Source organism: Methylobacterium sp. J-090 (assembly GCF_022829345.1).
Taxonomy (GTDB): domain Bacteria; phylum Pseudomonadota; class Alphaproteobacteria; order Rhizobiales; family Beijerinckiaceae; genus Methylobacterium.
Genome location: NZ_JAKSXV010000031.1, coordinates 62,838 through 81,073, shown reverse-complemented (window position 1 = coordinate 81,073; position 18,236 = coordinate 62,838). Strand labels below are relative to the sequence as shown.

Genomic DNA, 18,236 nt, shown 5'->3' with positions numbered 1-18,236 from the left:
GCCTCACAGGTTCAGGCGGATGGCCACCGAGCGGGCGTGGCCTTCGAGGCCCTCCGACCGTCCCAGCGCAATGGCCGAGGGTCCCAGAGCCCGCAGGCTCTCAGGCGTGCAGCGCAGGATCGTCGTGCGCTTCATGAAGTCGAGGACGCCGAGCCCGGACGAGAACCGCGCCGAACGGGCGGTGGGCAGGACGTGGTTGGGGCCGCCGACATAGTCGCCGATGGCCTCCGGCGTGTGCGAGCCGAGGAAGATGGCCCCGGCGTTGCGCACCTTGGCGGCCAGCGCCTCGGCACCTTCCGTCTCGATCTCAAGGTGCTCGGGCGCGAGGCGATCGACCAGGGGCACCGCCTCGTCGAAGTCCCGCACCACGACGATGGCGCCGTAATCGCGCCAGCTCGCCCGCGCGATGTCTTGCCGGGGCAAGGTCGTCAACGCCCGCTCCACCGCCGCTTCGACGGCGTCGGCAAGGTCGGACGAATCGGTGATGAGGATCGATTGGGCCGCTACATCGTGCTCGGCCTGGGCCAGGAGGTCGGCCGCGACCCAGTCCGGGTTGGCGTCGGCGTCGGCCAGGATCAGGACCTCGGACGGGCCGGCGATCATGTCGATGCCGACCTGCCCGAACACCCGACGCTTGGCCGCCGCCACCCAGGCATTGCCCGGTCCGACGATCTTGGCCACCGGCGCGATGGTCTGCGTTCCATACGCCAATGCCGCCACGGCCTGCGCACCGCCGACCCTGTAGACCTCGTGCACGCCGGCCAGATCGGCGGCGGCGAGCACGAGGGGGTTCATGATCCCCTCCGGCATCGGCACCACCATGACGACGCGCGGCACGCCGGCGACGCGGGCCGGGATCGCGTTCATCAGCACCGAGGACGGATAGCTCGCCGTGCCGCCGGGGACGTAGAGGCCGACGGATTCGAGGCCGGTCCAGCGCCAGCCGCTGGTCACGCCGAGGGCATCCGTGCCCATGTGATCGCCCGGCACCTGGCCCTCGTGGAAGGCCTGGATGCGGGTGGCGGCAAAGCGCAGGGCCTCCAGGGCGTCGGCCGGGCAGGCGGCGATGGCGGCCTGGATCTCGTCGGCCGTCACTCGCAGGGACGCGGCGGTGAAGTCCTCGCCGACGCGGTCGAAGCGGCGGGTGTAGTCGACGAGGGCCGTGTCACCGCCCGTAACCACGCCGGCAATGATGCCGCGCACGGTCTCGTCGACATCCTCCGAGATCTCGCGCTTGACGGTGAGCAGGCGGGCGAAGCGTTCCGCGAAATCGGCTGCGCCGGAGTCGAGGCGGATCATGCGTTGTGTCCCTCGACGGCGGCGCGCCCGGCGGCGGCGGCCTCGTGATCGGGACGGCCATCGACCTCCCAGACGGGCCCGAGATCCTTCATCCGCACCTCAATGCATTCGAGGTCGAGCTGGATCGCGGCATTTCCGGCGAATACCAGGGTGGCGGTACCGGACGGGGCCTCGCCCGGCGTGAAGGTCACGGCCAGGAGTTCCAGCGGCGTCTCGGAGGGCGCGCCCGGCACGAGGCCGCGGCTGCGCACGCCGAGCACCCGCTCGAAATGCACGCCCGTCAGGCGCCGGCGCGGGGCCGCGCCGTCGTCCGCCGACCAGTCGAACCGCCGCGCCACCAGCACGAAGCGGTGGGTGTCGGTGAGATAGGCCAGATCCTCGGCCCGCAGAATCGCGTCCTGAAGGTGGGCCGAGACGACGGCGAGGTCGTCGGCATCGAGGGCGGCGAGCTTGAGAAGCTCCATGGCGGGGGTGTCGCGCTCTTATAGGATGGGTCGGGCTTGGGGTTGGCCGGGCAAGTCCCGGATATGGCAACGGTCGGCCTCGTAGGTAGCGAGGCCATCGGCCCACGGCAACCATGCGCCCGCGGAGCGATCCCGGCCCATCAGTTTTTCACGCGGCCGAACGGGTCTCGCGGCGTGGAACGACGGGTCTCAGGCCCCGTTCATCCGCATCGGTCTAGGTTCATGCCCAGACCCTCGGAGCTCACGCCCTGGACCCGACCGTGAACGCGTCGGATCGGGCGGCGGGCCGGGATGACGGAAAGGACAGTTCGGTGAAGCGCATTCTCCTGGCGATCGCGACGGCGGCGACCCTCGGCAGCAGCCTCGGCGCCTTCGAAGCCAAGGCCCAGTATTACGATGACGGCCCCCGGCGCTTCGAGCGCCGCTACGACGAGGACCGCTACGAGCGCCGCCGGGATCGCTACGACGACGATCGTTACGATCGTCGCGGCCGGGGCGGACGCGGTGGCAGCATCTGCGTCACCGCGCGCGGCAACTGCGTCACGCGTCCGGCCCCCTACAACGCGCCCTGCGGCTGCGACATCCCCGGATTCGGCTTCAAGCGCGGCGCCGTCGGCGGCTGATGCTCCCGGCGTCGACCCACCAGGGCCGGCGCCGATGCCTGATCCTACGAGCGGACGCGGGTGATCTCGGCGCCGCAGCGGGCGAGCTTGGCCTCCAGGGCCTCGAAGCCGCGGTCGAGGTGATAGACCCGGTTGATGCTGGTCTCGCCCTCGGCCGCGAGACCGGCGATGACGAGGGACACCGAGGCGCGCAGATCCGTCGCCATCACGGGTGCGCCCTTGAGGCGCTCGACGCCCTCGACGATGGCGAGATCGCCCTCCAGCCGGATCTTGGCGCCGAGGCGCGCCAATTCCTGCACGTGCATGAAGCGGTTCTCGAAGATCGTCTCGCGGATGTGCGACTGGCCCTTGGCGAGCGTCATCAGCGCCATGAACTGCGCCTGCAGGTCCGTGGGGAAACCCGGGAACGGGTCCGTGGTGACATCGACGGCCGCGATGCCGCCGCCGTTGCGGCGGATGCGGATGGTATCGGTGCCCACCGTGATCTCGGCGCCCGTGGTCGAGAGCACGTCCAGAGCCGAGTGCAGCAGGTCGGCCCGGGTGTTCTCCAGGGTCACGTCGCCGCCGGTCATCGCCACCGCCATGGCGTAGGTCCCGGTCTCGATCCGGTCGGGCAGCACGTCGTGGCGGGCGCCGTGCAGGCGCGAGACGCCCTCGACGGTGATGCGCGGGGTACCGGCGCCCTCGATCCGGGCGCCCATCTTGGTGAGGCAGGCGGCGAGATCGACGACCTCGGGCTCGCGGGCCGCGTTCTCGATGAGGGTGGAGCCGTTGGCGAGCGCCGCCGCCATCAGCGCCACGTGGGTGCCGCCGACCGTCACCTTGGGGAAGTGGATTTCCCCCCCGCGCAGACCGTTCTTGGCGCGGGCGATGACGTAGCCGCCATCGACCTCGATGGTGGCGCCGAGCTTCTCGAGCGCCATCAGCAGCAGATCGACGGGGCGGGTGCCGATGGCGCAGCCGCCCGGCATCGAGACCCGGGCCTCGCCGAAGCGCGCGAGCAGGGGCGCGATCACCCAGAAGCTCGCCCGCATGGTCGAGACGAGCTCGTAGGGCGCCGTGGTGTCGATGACGTTGGAGGCGGTCAGCCGGATGGTCTGGCCGGTCTCCGTGGTCTGGCCCGGGCGCTTGCCCACCACCATGTGGTCGACGCCGTGGTTCCCGAGGATGCGCAGGAGGGCGTTGATGTCGGCGAGCCGCGGCACGTTGCCGAGTTCCAGGGTCTCGCCGGTCATCAGGCTGGCGATCATCAGGGGCAGGGCCGCGTTCTTGGCGCCCGAGATCGGGATCACGCCGTTGAGCGGCCTGCCGCCGAGGATGGTGATGCGGTCCATTGTCGTCAAACCTTACGCTTGGGTCCCGCGCCCGTGGGGCATACGGCACCGGTCTCGTGGGGGAACCCGCGAGCCCAGGGCCCGCCTCCATGCATGGGGCCGCGTATACGGGAGTTTTGTCGGAAAAGGGATTGCGGCCAGGCTCAGGCCGAATTGCCCTCGGATCGAGCGGGCGGGTCGCCTTCCGGGGACACTTCCTCCGGGGACTCCTCCGGGGGTCCCTCGGCCGGCGCATCGGAGCGACCCCGCGCCTGGGCCTTGCGCCGTCGCAGGTTCTCCCGCAGGGCCGCCTTCAGGCGCTCGGTCCGCTTGTCCGTCTCGTCGGTCATGGATCTCCGGCTGGGCTCACTCTGGCGCGCGACCCATCGTCACCACGGCGATGGGCGGGCTGTCCGGCTCCCCTGTCAAGGCGCAGACCAGGAATGCGGCTGTCGACTTGAACCAATTCCAAGTTCGCCTGTATCGTGCCGACCGCGTTGGAGGAACCAGCCGCGACACGAGGGGGCCGGTCTCTCCGAGACGGGAACCGCGATTCTTCGACGACACCGATCGCAAGGACCTCATCTGGCAGGAGGGTCGTTGCGGAAACTGCCCCGCCAGAGGCCGCGATCCCACCGCAGGCCCATCAGCCCAAGCGTGAAGGACGGATGCCCGTGAACCGGATGCCCGCGACGAGCGAGATCACCGAGACCCGCAAGACCCAGAAGATCACCGAGACCCGTCAGGGCCGGGCCGATTACGAAGCCCACTTCCGCACCGCCCTCGACCGTCTGCACGATGAGCGCCGCTACCGCGTCTTCGCCGATATCGAGCGCATCGCCGGCCGTTTCCCCACGGCGAACTGGCGCAAGCCCGATGGCGGCAGCTCCGAGATCACCGTCTGGTGTTCGAACGATTACCTCGGCATGGGCCAGCATCCGGACGTGGTGAACGCCATGACGCAGACGGCGGCGCGCTGCGGCGTCGGCGCCGGCGGCACCCGCAACATCGCCGGCAACAACTCGCCCCTGGTGGATCTCGAGCGCGAACTCGCCGACCTGCACGGCAAGGAGGCCGGCCTCGTCTTCACCTCGGGCTACGTCTCGAACCAGGCCGGCATCTCGACCATCGCCAAGCTGATCCCGAATTGCCTCATCCTGTCGGACGCGTTCAACCACAACTCGATGATCGAGGGCGTGCGCCATTCGGGCTGCGAGAAGCGTATCTTCCGCCACAACGATCTCGCGCACCTCGAAGAGTTGCTCGTCGCGGCGGGCGATCGACCGAAACTGATCGCCTTCGAGAGCGTCTATTCCATGGACGGCGACGTCTCGGACATCGGGGCCATCTGCGACCTCGCCGAGCGCTACGGCGCCATGACCTACCTCGACGAGGTCCATGCCGTCGGCCTCTACGGGCCGCGCGGCGGCGGCATCTCGGAGCGGGACGGGGTGATGCACCGGGTCGACGTGATCGAGGGGACCCTGGCCAAGGGCTTCGGCTGCGTCGGCGGCTACATCACCGGCTCGACCGTTTTGTGCGACGCCGTGCGCAGCCATGCGCCGGGCTTCATCTTCACCACCGCCCTGCCGCCGGCCATCGCGGCCGCCGCCCGCGCCTCCGTGCGCTATCTCAAGCGCTCGAACACCGAGCGCGAGGCGCACCAGCGCCAGGCCAACCGCACCAAGGTGGCGCTCGAGGCCGCCGGCCTGCCGGTGCTGCACACGCAGACCCACATCGTGCCCGTGATGGTGGGCGATGCCGAGCTGTGCAAGGCGGCAGCCGATCACCTGCTCGAGCACCACGCCATCTACATCCAGCCGATCAACTACCCCACCGTGCCGCGCGGCACCGAGCGCCTGCGCATCACGCCTTCGCCGTTCCACGACGACGCCAAGATCGCCAAGCTGACGGCGGCGCTCATGGAGACCTGGGACACCCTCGACCTGCCGCGCGCCGGCACGGTGTTCGTGGAAGCCGCCGAGTAGGGTTCAGTTCAGACGCCAGAGCGCGAAATTGAGAATCGTCGCGAAACCGACCCAGGCGGCATAGGGCACGAGCACCCCGGCGGCGAGGCGGTCGAAGCGCCAGGACAGGCGAATGGTCCAGAGGATCATCACGAACATCGCGGCCGACACCACCACGCCCGTGCCGATGGCGTGGGCGGCGAAGAAGGTCGGGGTCCAGGCGGCGTTGAGCGCGAGCTGCACCGCGAAGGCGATGACGGCCAGCCGCCAGCCCTCCCGGGTCGGCCCCGTGCGCGGCTTGGCGCCGAGCAGCCGCCACGCCGAGAAGGCGATGAGGCCGTAGAGGATCGTCCACGCCACGGGGAAGGCCCAGTTCGGCGGGTTGAAGGACGGCTTGGCCAGATGCGCGTACCAGCCTTCGATGTTGGGTCCCGTGGAGAGCGACCCGATCACGCTGGTGAGGAGCACGGGCAGGATCGCCGCCGCCAGACGGGGATAGCGGGACAGGGCCGGCTCGCCGGGCACGTGCAGGGTGGCGGTCATCCGTCTCGACGTCCTGTTTCATCGTCTCTGGCCGGCCGGTCTCCGTGCGGCCAGGAAAGCTGCCAGGGGGCTCGTTCTTCGGAGGCTGGCGTCGGAACGCCGTTCGAGGGGCCATGGTTTCATGAGGCCGGCCCCCGGCCCGGACCCGCAACGGGTGTGTGCCACGGACCGGTGGCGTCGCCAGGACGGCTTCGCGGGGGCCTCTACGGACCTTCCCAGACCGACGAGAACGGACAGGACCCATGCCCGACGAAGCCGCCCCCCGCCCCTTCCAGGCCCGCAGCCTCGCGGCCCAGGCCATGGGGCGGATCGATCCGGTGACCCGGGCGGTGGTGGCGCCGCTCCATGTCTCCACGACCTTCCTGCGCGATCCCGACAACGGCTATGCATCGGGCTTCTCCTACGCCCGGCCCGACAACGCCACCGTGCGCGAGGCGGAAGCCGTCATCGCCATGCTGGAGGAGGCCCCGGCCGGGGCGCTGCTGTTCGGCTCCGGCATGGCGGCGGCGACCGCCGTGTTCACGGCCCTGGAGCCCGGCGACCACGTCGTCGCCCCCCTCGTCATGTACTGGGCGCTCAAGCGCTGGCTCCGCGAGGAGATGCCCCGGCGCCAGATCACGGTCGACTTCGTCGCCATGGACGACCTCGACGCCCTGCGCGCGGCACTGCGGCCGGGCACGACGAAGCTCGTCTGGATCGAGACGCCGGGCAACCCGCTCTGGACCGTCACCGACATCGCCGCCGCCGCCCGCCTCGCCCACGCGGCCGGGGCGCGGCTCGCGGCGGATTCCACCGCCGCCTCGCCGATCCACACCCGGCCCCTGACGCTGGGGGCCGACATCGTGATGCATTCGGCCACAAAAATCCTCAACGGGCATTCGGACGTGGTCGCGGGCGTCCTCGCCGGTGCCGAGGCGGACGAGTTCTGGGCGCGACTGGTCGCGATCCGCGCCGGCGGCGGCGCCATCCTCGGGCCGTTCGAGGCCTACCTGCTCATGCGTTCCTTACGCACCCTGCCGCTCAGGGCCGCCGCTCAATCGGCCTCGGCCGCAGACCTCGCCCGGCGCTTCGCGGCCCATCCTGCGGTGAGCGCCGTGCTCTATCCGGGCCTGCCCGACGATCCCGGCCACGCGGTGGCCGCGCGCCAGATGGAGGGGGGCTTCGGCTTCATGCTGTCGATCCGCGTCGCGGCCGGCGAAGCGGCGGCCATCGCCACCGCCGCCCGGGTGCGCCTGTGGAAGCGGGCGACCTCGCTCGGCGGCGTCGAGAGCCTCATCGAGCACCGGGCTTCCGTCGAGGGGCCGGGCTCGCCCTGCCCGCCCGATCTCCTGCGCCTGTCCGTCGGCATCGAGGCTGTCGACGACCTGTTCGAGGACCTCGACGCGGCCCTGCGGGGCGGGGAGGCACCCGACCGGACATGATTTTCAGGGGCTGCACGGGGCCAATTCCGGGGCATCGCGTTGTCGGTCAGAGCGATTCACCCTGAAAGACCCGTGATGACGAACACCCAATCCCTGCTGACCGGATTCGCGGCCCTGTTGCTGACGATGGGGCCCGCCGGAGCGGCGGATGGCCCGCCGAGCCTCGACATCGAGAAGACCTGTCGATCCGCCGCCTCGGCCGGCGTGAACGACAACGCCAGCAAGGACGGTTGCCTGCGCTCGGAGCGCTCGGCCCATGACGAAGTCGAGCGCCGTTGGGACGAGTTCACCCCGGCGGCCAAGCGCCAGTGCGAGAAGCAGTTCGAGGCCGGAGGATTTCCCTCCTACGTCGAGATGGTGACCTGCCTCGAACTCGCCAGCGGCACGGGCATGAAGTCCGATGGCAAGGCAAGCGGCGACAGCGTCACCAAGGAGCCGAGCCCGAGCCAGCGCACGGACCCGATCGATGTCCTGGGTAAACCGGCGCGCTGAACGTGCCGGCGGACCGCTCAGGACACCGGAGCCTCGCTGGCCCGCAGGGTCGCAGTCTCGGCGAGGTATGACCGGTCCGGCCGAGACTCGGTGCCGCCCCGGGCCTGGGCCAGGGCGACGAGGTCGGGCGCGCGGTCCGTGTCGTCGACGGTGAGGAACAGGCCCCGCTCCTGCGCCCGCCGGCCGAGATCGGCCCGGCTCGTCAGCACGCTCTGGGCCGGGCTCGACAGGAGTCCGAGGGCCACGGGCGCCATCCACAGGGCGAGCCACGGGTCGGCGGCATAGGCGAGAAGTCCGACCAGCAGGCCACCGGCCACGAGGGTGTCGACCTGGAGCCGGCAGGCCTCCGCCCACGGCACCCGGCGGTCGTCACGGACCTGGGCGTCCCAGCGCACCACGCGCCCGACGAAGGTGGTGGCGACGGCGCCCGCTGCGAACAGGGTCATCACCGGCCAGAGCAGCACCCACACGACCTGTTCCAGGGCGGCGCTCTTCAGGAGCGAGGCGGTGCCGCCGAAGGCCGCCCGGCGCTCGGCCGAGGCGAGGACATGGCCGAGGCTCAGGAGTTTCGGGAGCGCCAGGACGGTCAGCACCGCCAGCGCCAGGGCATGGGCAGCCGCCCCCGTACCGGTGAGGCCGTAGCCCAGGAGGCCGAGGTCGCCCGTCGTCGCGGCCTGGATGGTGGCGAGCGTCAGGAACGCCACCCAGAGCGGGCAGGCCATGTAGGACAGGATGCCGACGGCGAGATGCCAGCGGCTGGCGGGGCGCAGCCCCGGCATGGGGACGACGCGCAGATGCTGCATGTTGCCCTGGCACCAGCGGCGCTCGCGGCCGAGGAGATCGACGAGGTTCGTCGGCATTTCCTCCCAGGTCCCGCCCATCTCGGGCAGCAGGCGCACCTCCCAGCCGGCCCGGCGAAGCAACGCTCCCTCGACGATGTCGTGGCACAGGATCTCGCCGCCCAAGGGGGCTTTGCCCGGCAGGACGGGAAGTTCGGCGTTGTTGGCGAAGGCCTCGACCCGCACGATCGCGTTGTGGCCCCAGTAGCTCCCATCCGGTCCCTGCCACGTCTCCAGGCAGCGGATGGAGAGGGGCGCGTAGAGCCGCACGGCGAATTGCTGGATGCGGGCGAACAGGGTGTCGCGCCCGGTGGCGTAGCTCACGGTCTGGATCAGGCCGACGCGGGGGCTCTCCTCCATCAGCCGGGCGAGGCGGCGCATGGCCGCCCCGGTCATGAGGCTGTCGGCATCGAGCACGATCATGAAGTCGTACTCGGGCCCGTAGGTCCGGCAGAACTCGGCGATGTTGCCGGCTTTCCGCCCGGCATTGTCCCGGCGGCGACGGTAGCGCAGGCGTGGCAGGCCGGGGCCGTTCTGGGCCGCCCAGGCGGTGATGCGGGCGAATTCGTGCTCCTCGACCGCCGCGATGGCGCCGTCACGGGTGTCGGACAGGACGAACAGGTCGATATCGGAGCCGTCGCCGCCCTCGCGCTGGAGCGAGCGGGCCATGACCCGGAGCGCCGCGAACACCGCCACGGCGTCCTCGGCGTGGATGGCGACCACGGCGGCCGTCCGGCTCCGGCCCGAGGCCTTCGCCGGCACGGTCAGGGAGCGGATCTCGAGGTCCGACTTCGCCTTGTCGCCGAGCGTATCCGCGACGAGGCCGTAGACGTACTGCCAGGCGACGAACGACTGCCAGGCCATCACCAGGCAGAACAGGACGAGGACGGTGCCGGCGAGCCACCCGGCCGGCGGGCCGTAGGCCATCGCCGCCAGGGTCGCGATGAGGGCGGCCGTCGCCAGGGTCGGCCCGGCCAGCATCAGCCGGCGCCCGAGCAGGGAGCGCTCCGACTCCGATCCATTCGGGATCTCGCGGCCTGGGATTTCGCGGCCTGGGATTTCGACTGCCGGAGCGTCGTGCGACAACCGCTGGGACATGGGGCGCGGGACTCTCGTGCGAGGGGAGCCGAGCGATGCCCGATCACGGGGACAGGCACACGATGGGCGATGGCAACGATGGGGACGGGAACGGACCGGCCGGCCCCGTCTCGCGGCGGCAAGCCCTTCAGACGCTCGGCGCGGCCACGGGCATGCTCCTGCCTAGTATCACCGATCTGAATGCCGGCCGAACATCGGCCGCCCCCCTCCCCGACCGGACGGCGCGCATGACCTTCGCGGATCTCGCCGAGCGGGCGAAGGCGCTCGCGGCCGACCCTTACCAGCCGCGCCCGGACGACCTGCCGCCCGCCCTCAAGGCCCTGACCTACGACGCCTACCGGGCGATCACGTTTCGTCCCGCGGCGAGCCCGCGCTTGGGGCCTCACTTCTCGGCCCAGCTCTTCCATCGCGGCTTCCTGCAGGCCAAGCGGGTGGACCTCTACCTGCAGCCGGCCGAGGGGCCGTCGAAGCCCATCGCGTACGGCTCGGACCTGTTCGACCTCGGTCCCACGTTGCAGGGCCAGACTTTCCCGGCCGATCTCGGCTTCGCGGGCTTTCGCCTGCACTACGCCTTCGACGACGCCCGGCCCGGCGACCAGGAAGAATTCCTGGTCTTCCTCGGCGCCTCGTATTTCCGCCTGCGCGGCAAGGGCCAGGAATACGGCCTGTCGGCGCGGGGGGCGGCAATCCGCACGGGCGGCCCGGGCGCGGAGGAGTTTCCGGATTTCACCGCGTTCTGGATCTGCGAGCCGAAGGACGACGCCCGCACGATCGAGATTCTGGCGCTCCTCGAATCCCCGAGCTTGACGGGGGCCTACCGCTTCGTCGTCGCGCCGGGCGATCCCTCAATCATGCGGGTCGAGGCCTCGCTCCACCCGCGCAAGGCCATCGACCGTCTCGGGCTGGCGCCGCTGACCAGCATGTTCCTGCACGGGCAGAACGGGCCGGGCGCGCCGGGCGCCGAGCCCTTCGACGATTTCCGCCCCCAGGTCCACGATTCCGATGGCCTCGCCGTGGCGACCCGGGGCGACCGAATGTGGCGGCCCCTGGTGAACGGGCGCCGCGACCCGCAGGTCTCGGCCTTCGCCGTCGATCCCCTCGACGGGTTCGGGCTCCTCCAGCGCGAACGGAATTTTGCCGCCTATCTCGACGTCCAGGCCCGGCACGAATTCCGGCCGGGTCTGTGGGTGACTCCGGAAGCGGGGTTCGGCGCGGGCGCCGTGCAGCTCTTCGAGATCCCGTCGCGCGAGGAGTACATGGACAACATCGTGGCGGCCTTCGTGGCCGAAGCCCCCGTCGCGGCGGGGCGCCCCCTGCCCCTGCGCTACACCCTGACCACGGTGGGCGCGGAGCCGACGGCGGCCGTGCCGGGGACGCTGGCCCGCGTGGTCTCGACCCGGGTCGGCTCGGCCGAGCGCCTGCGTCCGACCACGCCGCCGAACCCGGGCCGGCGCCTCTACGCGGTGGATTTCGAGGGCCCCGGCCTGCCCCGCGATCCGGCGGCCCCCCTCACCGCCGACATCTCGGCGAGCGCCGGCACCCTCGTGGACCCGTTCATCGAGTTCGTGCCCCAGACCGGGGGCTGGCGCCTCTACGTCGAGTGGCGCCCGCCCGCCGCCCGGCCGGCCGGCGACATCGTGCTCCGCGCCCGGCTGCTGCTTTCCGGCCGGGCGATCACGGAGACCTGGGACGCGGCGGCCTGAGGGCCGGCGCGGGTCACGGGGCCGGGGCGCGCTTGCGCAGGACCATGTCGCCCCGGAACACGAATTTCTGGGCGCGCTTGCCGGTGTCCACCTCCGTGGTGAAGACGTTGCCCTTCGAATCGATGGCGAGGTTGTGGACCCAGTGGAAATCGCCGGCCATGCGGCCGTTGCGGCCGAAGGCGCCCACCACCGCGCCGGTGTCGCGCCTGAGGGTGCGGACCTCGTTGTTGGCGCCGTCTGCATTGAGGAGGTAGGTCTGGTCCGCGTCGGGCCACAGGGCGAGCTCCCAGACCGAGCCGTTGGCGCGGGTGTCTTTCTCGACGAAGAACTCCTTCACGAAGCGGCCGTCCTTGTGAAACACCTGCACCCGGTCGTTGGCGCGGTCGCAGATGTAGACGAGGCCGTCGCGGGCGATCTGCACGCAGTGGACGGGATTGCGGAACTGCTGGGCCGGGGCAGCGGCCGGATCGTAGGGCGGCAGGGCCTCGTCGGTCGGCGGCCGGCCGTAGGCGCCCCACATCCGCTTGAACGCGCCGGTCTCGGCGTCGAACACGATGACCCGGTGGTTGTAGTAGCCGTCGGCCACGTAGAGTTCGTTGGTCTCCGGGTCCACCTGCATGGCGGCGGGCCGGCCGAGGCGGGTGGTGTCGAGGCTGTTGGTCTGCGGACCCTGTTTGCCGATCTGCAGGACGAACTTGCCCTCCGGCGTGAACTTCAGGATCAGCCCGTCCTGATCGCCGTTGCCGGCGAGCCACACGAAGCCCTTGTGATCGATGTGGATGCCGTGCTCGTTCTGCGGCCAGTCGTAGCCCTCCCCCGGGCCGCCCCAGGACCGGATCAGGCTGCCGGCCTGATCGAACACCAGCACCGGCGGGGCCGGCACGCAGCACTTGGTGCGCGGTGGATCGAGGCTCGCGGCCTTCTCGTCGTCCGTGAGGGTGCGGGGGCGCTGCACCACCCAGATGTGGTCCTCGGCATCCACGGCGACGCCGGAGGCCTGCCCCATGATCCAGTTGTTCGGCAGGGTTTTGGGCCAAGCCGGATCGACCTGGAACGTCGGCGGTTCCGCCGCGGCTGCCCCCGTGAGCGCGAGCCACAGCACGGCGAGCCCAAGCCCGAGCTTCATGACGACCTCCCCGACGCGTTTATTCTTTGACGAAAGTGTCTGCCGGGATCGCGGCGTTGTCCAGGGATGGTGCGGGCGTTTGACCGCCCGGCGCACCGCCCTGTAGACACCCCAGCCCCACCGGGAGACGCTGCATGGCCGCCATCAACGCAATCCTCGCCACCGAACTCGGCGTGGCCGAGTGGCAGGTGAAGGCCGCCGTCGACCTCCTCGACGGCGGGGCCACGGTCCCGTTCGTGGCGCGCTACCGCAAGGAGGTCACCGGCACCCTCGACGACACGCAGCTGCGCACCCTGGAAGAGCGCTTGTCGTATCTCCGCGAGCTGGAAGCGCGGCGCGCGGCGGTGCTGGAGAGCATCGAGGCCCAGGGCAAGCTCGACGCGCCCTTGCGCGCCCGCATCCTCGCCGCCGACACCAAGGCGCGGCTGGAGGACCTCTACCTGCCGTTCCGGGTGAGGCGCCGGACCAAGGCTCAGATCGCGCGCGAGGCCGGCCTCGGACCCCTGGCCGACACTCTCCTGGCCCGGCCCGAGCAGGTGCCGGAGGCGGCGGCCAGGGCCTATGTCGATGCCGCCAAGGGCGTCGCGGACGCCGACGCCGCCCTGGAGGGCGCGCGGTCGATCCTCATGGAGCGCTTCAGCGAGGACCCCGAACTGGTGGGCGGCTTGCGCGAGACGGGCTGGCAACGCGGCCGGATGGTCTCCACGGTGAAGACGGGCAAGGCGGCGGCCGGCGAAAAGTTCGCCGACTATTTCGAGTTCGCCGAACCCCTGACCCGCCTGCCCTCGCACCGCATCCTCGCCCTGTTCCGGGGCGAGAAGGAGGAGGTGCTCGACCTCGACCTGACCGATGCCGTGGGTGACGTGCCGGCCAAGGGCCAGCCCTCCGCGCAGGAACTGCGCATCGCCAAAGCCTTCGGGGTGCGGGACGCCGGCCGGCCGGGCGACGCTTTCCTCCTGGAGACCGTGCGCCGGACGTGGCGGACGAAGCTCAAGCCCAGCATCGACACGGACCTGCGCGCCCGCCTCTGGGCCGTGGCCGAGACCGGCGCGGTCGGGGTGTTCGCCGGCAACCTGCGCGATCTGCTCCTCGCCGCACCGGCCGGCGCGCGGCCGACCCTCGGCCTCGATCCGGGCTTTCGCACGGGCGTGAAGGTCGCGGTGGTGGATGCCACCGGCAAGGTGGTGGCCACCGACACGATCTACCCGCACGAGCCGCGCCGGGACTGGAACGGCGCCCTCATGGCCCTGGCGAAGGTGTGCCGCGCCCACGGGGTCGAACTCGTCGCCATCGGCAACGGCACGGCGTCGCGCGAGACCGACAAGCTTGCCGCCGAACTCATTGCCAAGCAGCCCGACCTGAAGCTCACCAAGGTGATGGTCTCGGAGGCCGGCGCCTCGGTCTACTCGGCCTCGGCCTATGCCAGCGCCGAGCTGCCCGACCTCGACGTGTCGATCCGCGGCGCCGTCTCCATCGCCCGGCGCCTGCAGGACCCGCTCGCCGAACTCGTGAAGATCGAGCCCAAGGCCATCGGCGTCGGGCAGTACCAGCACGATCTGGCGGAGGGAAAACTCTCGCGCTCCCTCGACGCCGTCGTCGAGGATTGCGTGAACGGTGTGGGTGTGGATGTGAACACCGCTTCCGCGCCGCTGCTGGCCCGGGTGTCGGGACTCACGGAGCGGGTCGCCTCCAACATCGTCGTCCACCGCGATGCCAACGGCCCGTTCCGCAGCCGCGTCGCGCTCAAGAAGGTCGCCGGGCTCGGGCCGAAGGCCTACGAGCTCGCCGCCGGCTTCCTGCGCATCCGCGACGGCACCGACCCCCTCGACGCCTCGGGCGTCCACCCGGAAGCCTACCCGGTGGTGCGCCGGATTCTCGCCGCCGCCGGCCAGCCGATCCAGGCGGTCATCGGCAATGCGAGCACGCTCCGCAGTCTCGACCCGAAAACGTTCACGGACGCGACCTTCGGCCTGCCCACCGTCACCGACATTCTTTCGGAACTGGAGAAGCCCGGCCGCGATCCGCGCCCGGCCTTCAGGACGGCGACCTTCCAGGACGGTGTCGAGAAGATCACCGACCTCAAGCCCGGCATGCGCCTGGAGGGCGTGGTCACCAACGTCGCCGCCTTTGGCGCCTTCGTGGATATCGGCGTGCACCAGGACGGGCTGGTGCATATCTCGGTGCTCGCCGACCGCTTCGTGAAGGACCCGCGCGAGGTGGTCAAACCGGGTGACGTGGTTCAGGTGCGCGTCGTCGAGGTCGATCCGGGCCGCAAGCGCATCGCCCTCTCCATGCGCTCGGACGACGAACAAGCGCCCCGCCCCGGCCGGCGCGAGGAGCGCCCGGTCCCGGCGCGGATGCAGGCCGCCCCGCCGCCGAAGGCCGGGGCGGAACCCGGCGGGGCCATGGCGGAGGCCCTGCGCCGGGCGGCCGAGGCCAAACCACGGCGCTGAGCGCCTATTCCTGACCTGCCACCTGCTGGTCGTCGCGGGCGCGGTGCAGGAGGAAGATCGACAGCACCATCACGAGGATGAGCCCGGCGAGCACGCCGAGCTCGATCATCGAGGCGCGAAACAGCGCCTCGCGCTCCGGCGTGAGGGGGCCGTGCATCACCTCGGACGATTGCAGGGTGATCACCAGCACCCGCCGGATCGAGGCGATGAGGCCGACGATGAGGAAGGGCTCGCAGGTGAGCTTGCCCGAGCGCATGGACACCCGCACCGTGTGCAGGATCTCCACCAGCATCAGCAGGAACAGGAGCCGGTCGACGATCTCGAGGAGCTTGGCCGATCCGCCGAGCTCGCGGATCGCCCCGACGAGGAGCCCGGTGGCGTCCACGAGCGCCAGGATCGCGGTGGCCGCGAGCAGGATGCCGAGCACGGCGTAGACCGCGTGCTCCGTGTGCATGAACAGGAAGCCGGAGGCCCGCGTGAGCCGGCTCTCTTCCTCCGCGTCGTCCGCCATGGCGCTCCACCCCGGCGCCGGACTCAATCACCGGTCGCAGGGGGAACTTGGCAGGCAAACCGACATGTTGTCGAGTGTCAGTGAAAGAACGGCAGCACGTGCGGCGCGTAGAGGCCGAAGCCGAGCATGGCCAACCCGGCGAGCCCGATAAGGGCACCGCCGAAGACCAGGGCCGCGATGCCGGTGATCACCTCGGCCGAGGCGAGCACGATGCCGATCTGGAAGGCGGCCGAGCCGAACTCGTAATGGTGGTAGCGGTGGAGCGCCTTGTCGCGCACCTCCTGGGCGTGCCGGGCTTTCTCGCTGAGTTCCTTGCGCCCCTCGCCGGTGGCGGGCTCGCTGTCCCAGCGGGCCATGGTCTTGGCCCACTCGGCGCGCTTGGCCTTGATCGCTTCCGAATTCGCGGCGTCCGGCGGCAGCAGGGCCAGGGTCTCGTCGGCGGTCTTGAGAATCGTGCCGCGGATGGTGCGGGCCTGAAAGTAGGCCCACTGGTTCGACGATTCGACGTTGGCGCTGAGCGCCTCCGTCTGCGCGCCCTTGGCCAGGGTCTCGGCGAGCGCCAGGAACAGCGCCAGCACCGAGATCAGCAGCGCCACGCGCTTGTTGGAACTCCCACCGCCACCGTGACCACCCGACATGCTGCCCCCTCGATTCGACGGCCGCAGTCACAGCCGATCCGGGGGCCAAGCGCAACCACAAACGAGCGCCTCCCTGAAACGGCGCCGCCCGTGACGGACGGCGGCACCGTTTCCGGGGTGCCGCCTCAGGGCTTCTTGGGCTCGCCCTTCACCTCGGCGGGGGCGGCGGCCGTGCGTTCGACCTTGGCGGCCTCGCGCAGCTTGAGGATGAGATCCTGCTGGGTCTTGCGGGTGATGTACTGTTCGACCTGCTCCTTCATCTCGGCGAAGGTCGGCACCGGCTTCACCCGCTTCTCCTCGACCTTGATGACGTGCCAGCCGAACTGGGTCTTGATCGGGTCCGACACCTGACCGGCGTTGAGCTTGAACGCCGCCTCGGCGAAGGGCGCCACCATGCGCTCCTTGGTGAACCAGCCGAGATCGCCGCCCTCGGCCTTCGAGCCCGGGTCCTTCGAGGCCTCGCCCGCGACCTTGGCGAAGTCCTCGCCGCCCTTGATGCGCGCCGCGATCTTCTTCGCGTCGTCCTCGTTGTCGACGAGGATGTGGCGGGCATGGACCTCCTCGTCCGGCTTCATCGCCTTCACGGTCTGCTCGTAGAGGGCCTTGGCGGCCTCCGGCGTCACCGCCTTCTTGGCCTCGCGCTCGAGGTACTCGTCGAGGAGGAGCTTATCGCGAAAATAGGCGAGCTTGCGCTGGAAGTCCGGCGCCTCGGCGACCTTGGCCGCGTCGGCGGCCTGCGCGCCGACCTTGAGGTCGATCATGTAGTCGACCAGGAGGTTCTTCTTCTGCGCGTCGTCCACGCCCGGCAGGGACAGGGCCGGGTCGTCCGACGCGATGGCGAGATCGCCCTGGGTAATCGGAGCGCCGTTCACCTTCGCCACCACCGTCTCGGGCGCAACGGGCGCCGCGGGGGCCGCCGGCGCCGGGAGGGCGGGCTGCTGCGCGTGGGCCGCAGTCAGGGGGGCGGCCAGGAGCAGCGCGAGGGCGCTGGTGCGCAGGAGGGCGTGGGTGATCGGCATCGCGGCGTCCTTCGGGAATGGCACCCCGCCGCATCCCCGACTTCTGAATGGCCGGGATCGGTGCGAGGCGGTGGCGGCCGGAAAGGCCGCGCGTTTCGCGCCGACACAGGTGGCGTGCGTCGAACCCGATGGCAAGCAGGGCGGGCCCGATCCGTCGCATCCGCGCGGTCGCGGCGAGGCGGCGTTAACGGGTCCGGCCGTAAGCTCTCGATTGGACTTTTCCGGGGAGATGTCGCGTGCGTGCAAATCCGGTCACCCTTGGTTTGATCCTCTTCGGCGCGATCCCGGTCCTTGCCGCTTCGGATGCCGAGGCACGCGGGCGCCGCGGCCCGGGCATCGCCTTCGTCCCCACCGCCACCGGCAGCATCCGCTCCGAGCCGGCGGTGCGTGAGGAACCCGCTGCGAGCCTGGCGATGCCGCGCCCGACCCCGCCCGTGGCCGCCCCGGTCGCCGCAGCCCAGATCGCCGCAGCCCCGGTCGCGACCGCATCCGTCCGGGACACCCGTACGGGGCAGGTCTGGTGCGAAAAAGGGCGGATCGTCGGCTCCGGCGCGGGATTCTGCGAGATCAACTGACCGCTCCCGGCGGGCACGGTCGGAGGGAGCTCAACGGCATCGGCGCGAACGCGGCGCCCATGTTTCCTCCCCCGACGGTGATCCCCGGGACCTCACGACAACGATCGACAGGCGCGGCTCTTTCGGATGCGTCGGGCAATATTTACCTCTAT

17 protein-coding genes are annotated in these 18,236 nt (G+C 70.8%); 7 read left to right on the top strand and 10 right to left on the bottom strand.

Annotated features, from left to right (window positions below):
* Nucleotides 1-3: 3 nt before the first annotated feature.
* Nucleotides 4-1,299 carry a histidinol dehydrogenase gene (hisD, locus tag MKK49_RS04825; protein WP_244026922.1) on the bottom strand — a complete coding sequence of 432 codons (1,296 nt, stop codon included), beginning with the start codon at nt 1,297-1,299 and terminating at the stop codon, nt 4-6.
* Nucleotides 1,296-1,763, bottom strand: a complete 468-nt coding sequence (locus tag MKK49_RS04820) for a DUF2948 family protein (RefSeq protein WP_244026921.1) — start codon at nt 1,761-1,763, stop codon at nt 1,296-1,298. The genes hisD and MKK49_RS04820 overlap by 4 nt, the downstream gene beginning before the upstream one ends.
* Before the next feature lie 311 nt (nt 1,764-2,074).
* Between MKK49_RS04820 and MKK49_RS04815 the strand changes: the two genes are divergently transcribed.
* Complete coding sequence (locus MKK49_RS04815) at nt 2,075-2,386, top strand: hypothetical protein (RefSeq protein WP_244026920.1); 312 nt, start codon at nt 2,075-2,077, stop codon at nt 2,384-2,386.
* A gap of 44 nt (nt 2,387-2,430) precedes the next feature.
* On the opposite strand, the gene murA is transcribed toward MKK49_RS04815, so the two are convergent.
* Together murA and MKK49_RS04805 are read right to left on the bottom strand one after the other, a co-directional pair.
* On the bottom strand, nt 2,431-3,720 hold the full coding sequence (murA, locus tag MKK49_RS04810) for a UDP-N-acetylglucosamine 1-carboxyvinyltransferase (RefSeq protein WP_244026919.1): 1,290 nt from the start codon (nt 3,718-3,720) through the stop codon (nt 2,431-2,433).
* 143 nt (nt 3,721-3,863) lie between these two features.
* Nucleotides 3,864-4,049: a hypothetical protein gene (locus MKK49_RS04805; RefSeq protein WP_244026918.1), complete on the bottom strand. Its 186-nt coding sequence runs from the start codon at nt 4,047-4,049 to the stop codon at nt 3,864-3,866.
* A 318-nt stretch (nt 4,050-4,367) separates the two neighbouring features.
* Between MKK49_RS04805 and hemA the strand changes: the two genes are divergently transcribed.
* On the top strand, nt 4,368-5,687 hold the full coding sequence (hemA, locus tag MKK49_RS04800; RefSeq protein ID WP_409565019.1) for a 5-aminolevulinate synthase: 1,320 nt from the start codon (nt 4,368-4,370) through the stop codon (nt 5,685-5,687).
* Nucleotides 5,688-5,690: 3 nt separating this feature from the next.
* Here hemA and MKK49_RS04795 read toward each other — a convergent pair whose 3' ends face one another.
* A complete protein-coding gene (locus MKK49_RS04795; RefSeq protein ID WP_244026917.1) occupies nt 5,691-6,209 on the bottom strand; it encodes a TspO/MBR family protein in 519 nt (172 codons plus the stop codon).
* Nucleotides 6,210-6,451: 242 nt separating this feature from the next.
* Between MKK49_RS04795 and MKK49_RS04790 the strand changes: the two genes are divergently transcribed.
* Both MKK49_RS04790 and MKK49_RS04785 read left to right on the top strand, forming a co-directional pair.
* On the top strand, nt 6,452-7,630 hold the full coding sequence (locus tag MKK49_RS04790) for a trans-sulfuration enzyme family protein (protein WP_244026916.1): 1,179 nt from the start codon (nt 6,452-6,454) through the stop codon (nt 7,628-7,630).
* A gap of 75 nt (nt 7,631-7,705) precedes the next feature.
* The gene (locus tag MKK49_RS04785) at nt 7,706-8,122 is read left to right on the top strand and encodes a hypothetical protein (RefSeq protein ID WP_244026915.1); all 417 of its coding nucleotides are present in this window, start codon (nt 7,706-7,708) and stop codon (nt 8,120-8,122) included.
* A gap of 17 nt (nt 8,123-8,139) precedes the next feature.
* On the opposite strand, the gene mdoH is transcribed toward MKK49_RS04785, so the two are convergent.
* Nucleotides 8,140-10,059, bottom strand: coding sequence for a glucans biosynthesis glucosyltransferase MdoH (gene mdoH / locus MKK49_RS04780; RefSeq protein ID WP_279595328.1), 1,920 nt, complete (start codon nt 10,057-10,059; stop codon nt 8,140-8,142).
* Between the two features lie 227 nt (nt 10,060-10,286).
* On the opposite strand from mdoH, the gene MKK49_RS04775 reads away from it, so the two are divergent.
* Nucleotides 10,287-11,762 carry a glucan biosynthesis protein gene (locus tag MKK49_RS04775; RefSeq protein ID WP_244026980.1) on the top strand — a complete coding sequence of 492 codons (1,476 nt, stop codon included), beginning with the start codon at nt 10,287-10,289 and terminating at the stop codon, nt 11,760-11,762.
* 13 nt (nt 11,763-11,775) lie between these two features.
* Here MKK49_RS04775 and MKK49_RS04770 read toward each other — a convergent pair whose 3' ends face one another.
* Nucleotides 11,776-12,888 (bottom strand): hypothetical protein, encoded by a 1,113-nt coding sequence (locus MKK49_RS04770; protein ID WP_244026914.1) that lies wholly within the window; start codon nt 12,886-12,888, stop codon nt 11,776-11,778.
* Between the two features lie 134 nt (nt 12,889-13,022).
* On the opposite strand from MKK49_RS04770, the gene MKK49_RS04765 reads away from it, so the two are divergent.
* Nucleotides 13,023-15,341 carry a Tex family protein gene (locus MKK49_RS04765; RefSeq protein WP_244026913.1) on the top strand — a complete coding sequence of 773 codons (2,319 nt, stop codon included), beginning with the start codon at nt 13,023-13,025 and terminating at the stop codon, nt 15,339-15,341.
* Between the two features lie 4 nt (nt 15,342-15,345).
* On the opposite strand, the gene MKK49_RS04760 is transcribed toward MKK49_RS04765, so the two are convergent.
* From MKK49_RS04760 to MKK49_RS04750, 3 genes are all read right to left on the bottom strand, one after another.
* Complete coding sequence (locus tag MKK49_RS04760; protein ID WP_244026912.1) at nt 15,346-15,852, bottom strand: phosphate-starvation-inducible PsiE family protein; 507 nt, start codon at nt 15,850-15,852, stop codon at nt 15,346-15,348.
* A 77-nt stretch (nt 15,853-15,929) separates the two neighbouring features.
* Nucleotides 15,930-16,490 (bottom strand): DUF4337 domain-containing protein, encoded by a 561-nt coding sequence (locus tag MKK49_RS04755; RefSeq protein WP_056172651.1) that lies wholly within the window; start codon nt 16,488-16,490, stop codon nt 15,930-15,932.
* 125 nt (nt 16,491-16,615) lie between these two features.
* Nucleotides 16,616-17,509 carry a peptidylprolyl isomerase gene (locus MKK49_RS04750; protein WP_244026911.1) on the bottom strand — a complete coding sequence of 298 codons (894 nt, stop codon included), beginning with the start codon at nt 17,507-17,509 and terminating at the stop codon, nt 16,616-16,618.
* Nucleotides 17,510-17,745: 236 nt separating this feature from the next.
* On the opposite strand from MKK49_RS04750, the gene MKK49_RS04745 reads away from it, so the two are divergent.
* Nucleotides 17,746-18,084, top strand: a complete 339-nt coding sequence (locus MKK49_RS04745; protein WP_244026910.1) for a hypothetical protein — start codon at nt 17,746-17,748, stop codon at nt 18,082-18,084.
* Nucleotides 18,085-18,236 lie beyond the last annotated feature (152 nt).

What these genes read in the sequence shown, in the direction of transcription:
- hemA (WP_409565019.1), top strand. Translation starts at nt 4,368, where the DNA reads ATGCCCGTGAACCGGATGCCCGCGACGAGCGAGATCACCGAGACCCGC.
- MKK49_RS04795 (WP_244026917.1), bottom strand. Translation starts at nt 6,209, where the DNA reads ATGACCGCCACCCTGCACGTGCCCGGCGAGCCGGCCCTGTCCCGCTAT.
- MKK49_RS04760 (WP_244026912.1), bottom strand. Translation starts at nt 15,852, where the DNA reads ATGGCGGACGACGCGGAGGAAGAGAGCCGGCTCACGCGGGCCTCCGGC.
- MKK49_RS04820 (WP_244026921.1), bottom strand. Translation starts at nt 1,763, where the DNA reads ATGGAGCTTCTCAAGCTCGCCGCCCTCGATGCCGACGACCTCGCCGTC.
- MKK49_RS04805 (WP_244026918.1), bottom strand. Translation starts at nt 4,049, where the DNA reads ATGACCGACGAGACGGACAAGCGGACCGAGCGCCTGAAGGCGGCCCTG.
- MKK49_RS04770 (WP_244026914.1), bottom strand. Translation starts at nt 12,888, where the DNA reads ATGAAGCTCGGGCTTGGGCTCGCCGTGCTGTGGCTCGCGCTCACGGGG.
- MKK49_RS04775 (WP_244026980.1), top strand. Translation starts at nt 10,287, where the DNA reads ATGACCTTCGCGGATCTCGCCGAGCGGGCGAAGGCGCTCGCGGCCGAC.
- MKK49_RS04755 (WP_056172651.1), bottom strand. Translation starts at nt 16,490, where the DNA reads ATGTCGGGTGGTCACGGTGGCGGTGGGAGTTCCAACAAGCGCGTGGCG.
- mdoH (WP_279595328.1), bottom strand. Translation starts at nt 10,059, where the DNA reads ATGTCCCAGCGGTTGTCGCACGACGCTCCGGCAGTCGAAATCCCAGGC.
- MKK49_RS04750 (WP_244026911.1), bottom strand. Translation starts at nt 17,509, where the DNA reads ATGCCGATCACCCACGCCCTCCTGCGCACCAGCGCCCTCGCGCTGCTC.
- murA (WP_244026919.1), bottom strand. Translation starts at nt 3,720, where the DNA reads ATGGACCGCATCACCATCCTCGGCGGCAGGCCGCTCAACGGCGTGATC.
- MKK49_RS04765 (WP_244026913.1), top strand. Translation starts at nt 13,023, where the DNA reads ATGGCCGCCATCAACGCAATCCTCGCCACCGAACTCGGCGTGGCCGAG.
- MKK49_RS04790 (WP_244026916.1), top strand. Translation starts at nt 6,452, where the DNA reads ATGCCCGACGAAGCCGCCCCCCGCCCCTTCCAGGCCCGCAGCCTCGCG.
- MKK49_RS04785 (WP_244026915.1), top strand. Translation starts at nt 7,706, where the DNA reads ATGACGAACACCCAATCCCTGCTGACCGGATTCGCGGCCCTGTTGCTG.
- hisD (WP_244026922.1), bottom strand. Translation starts at nt 1,299, where the DNA reads ATGATCCGCCTCGACTCCGGCGCAGCCGATTTCGCGGAACGCTTCGCC.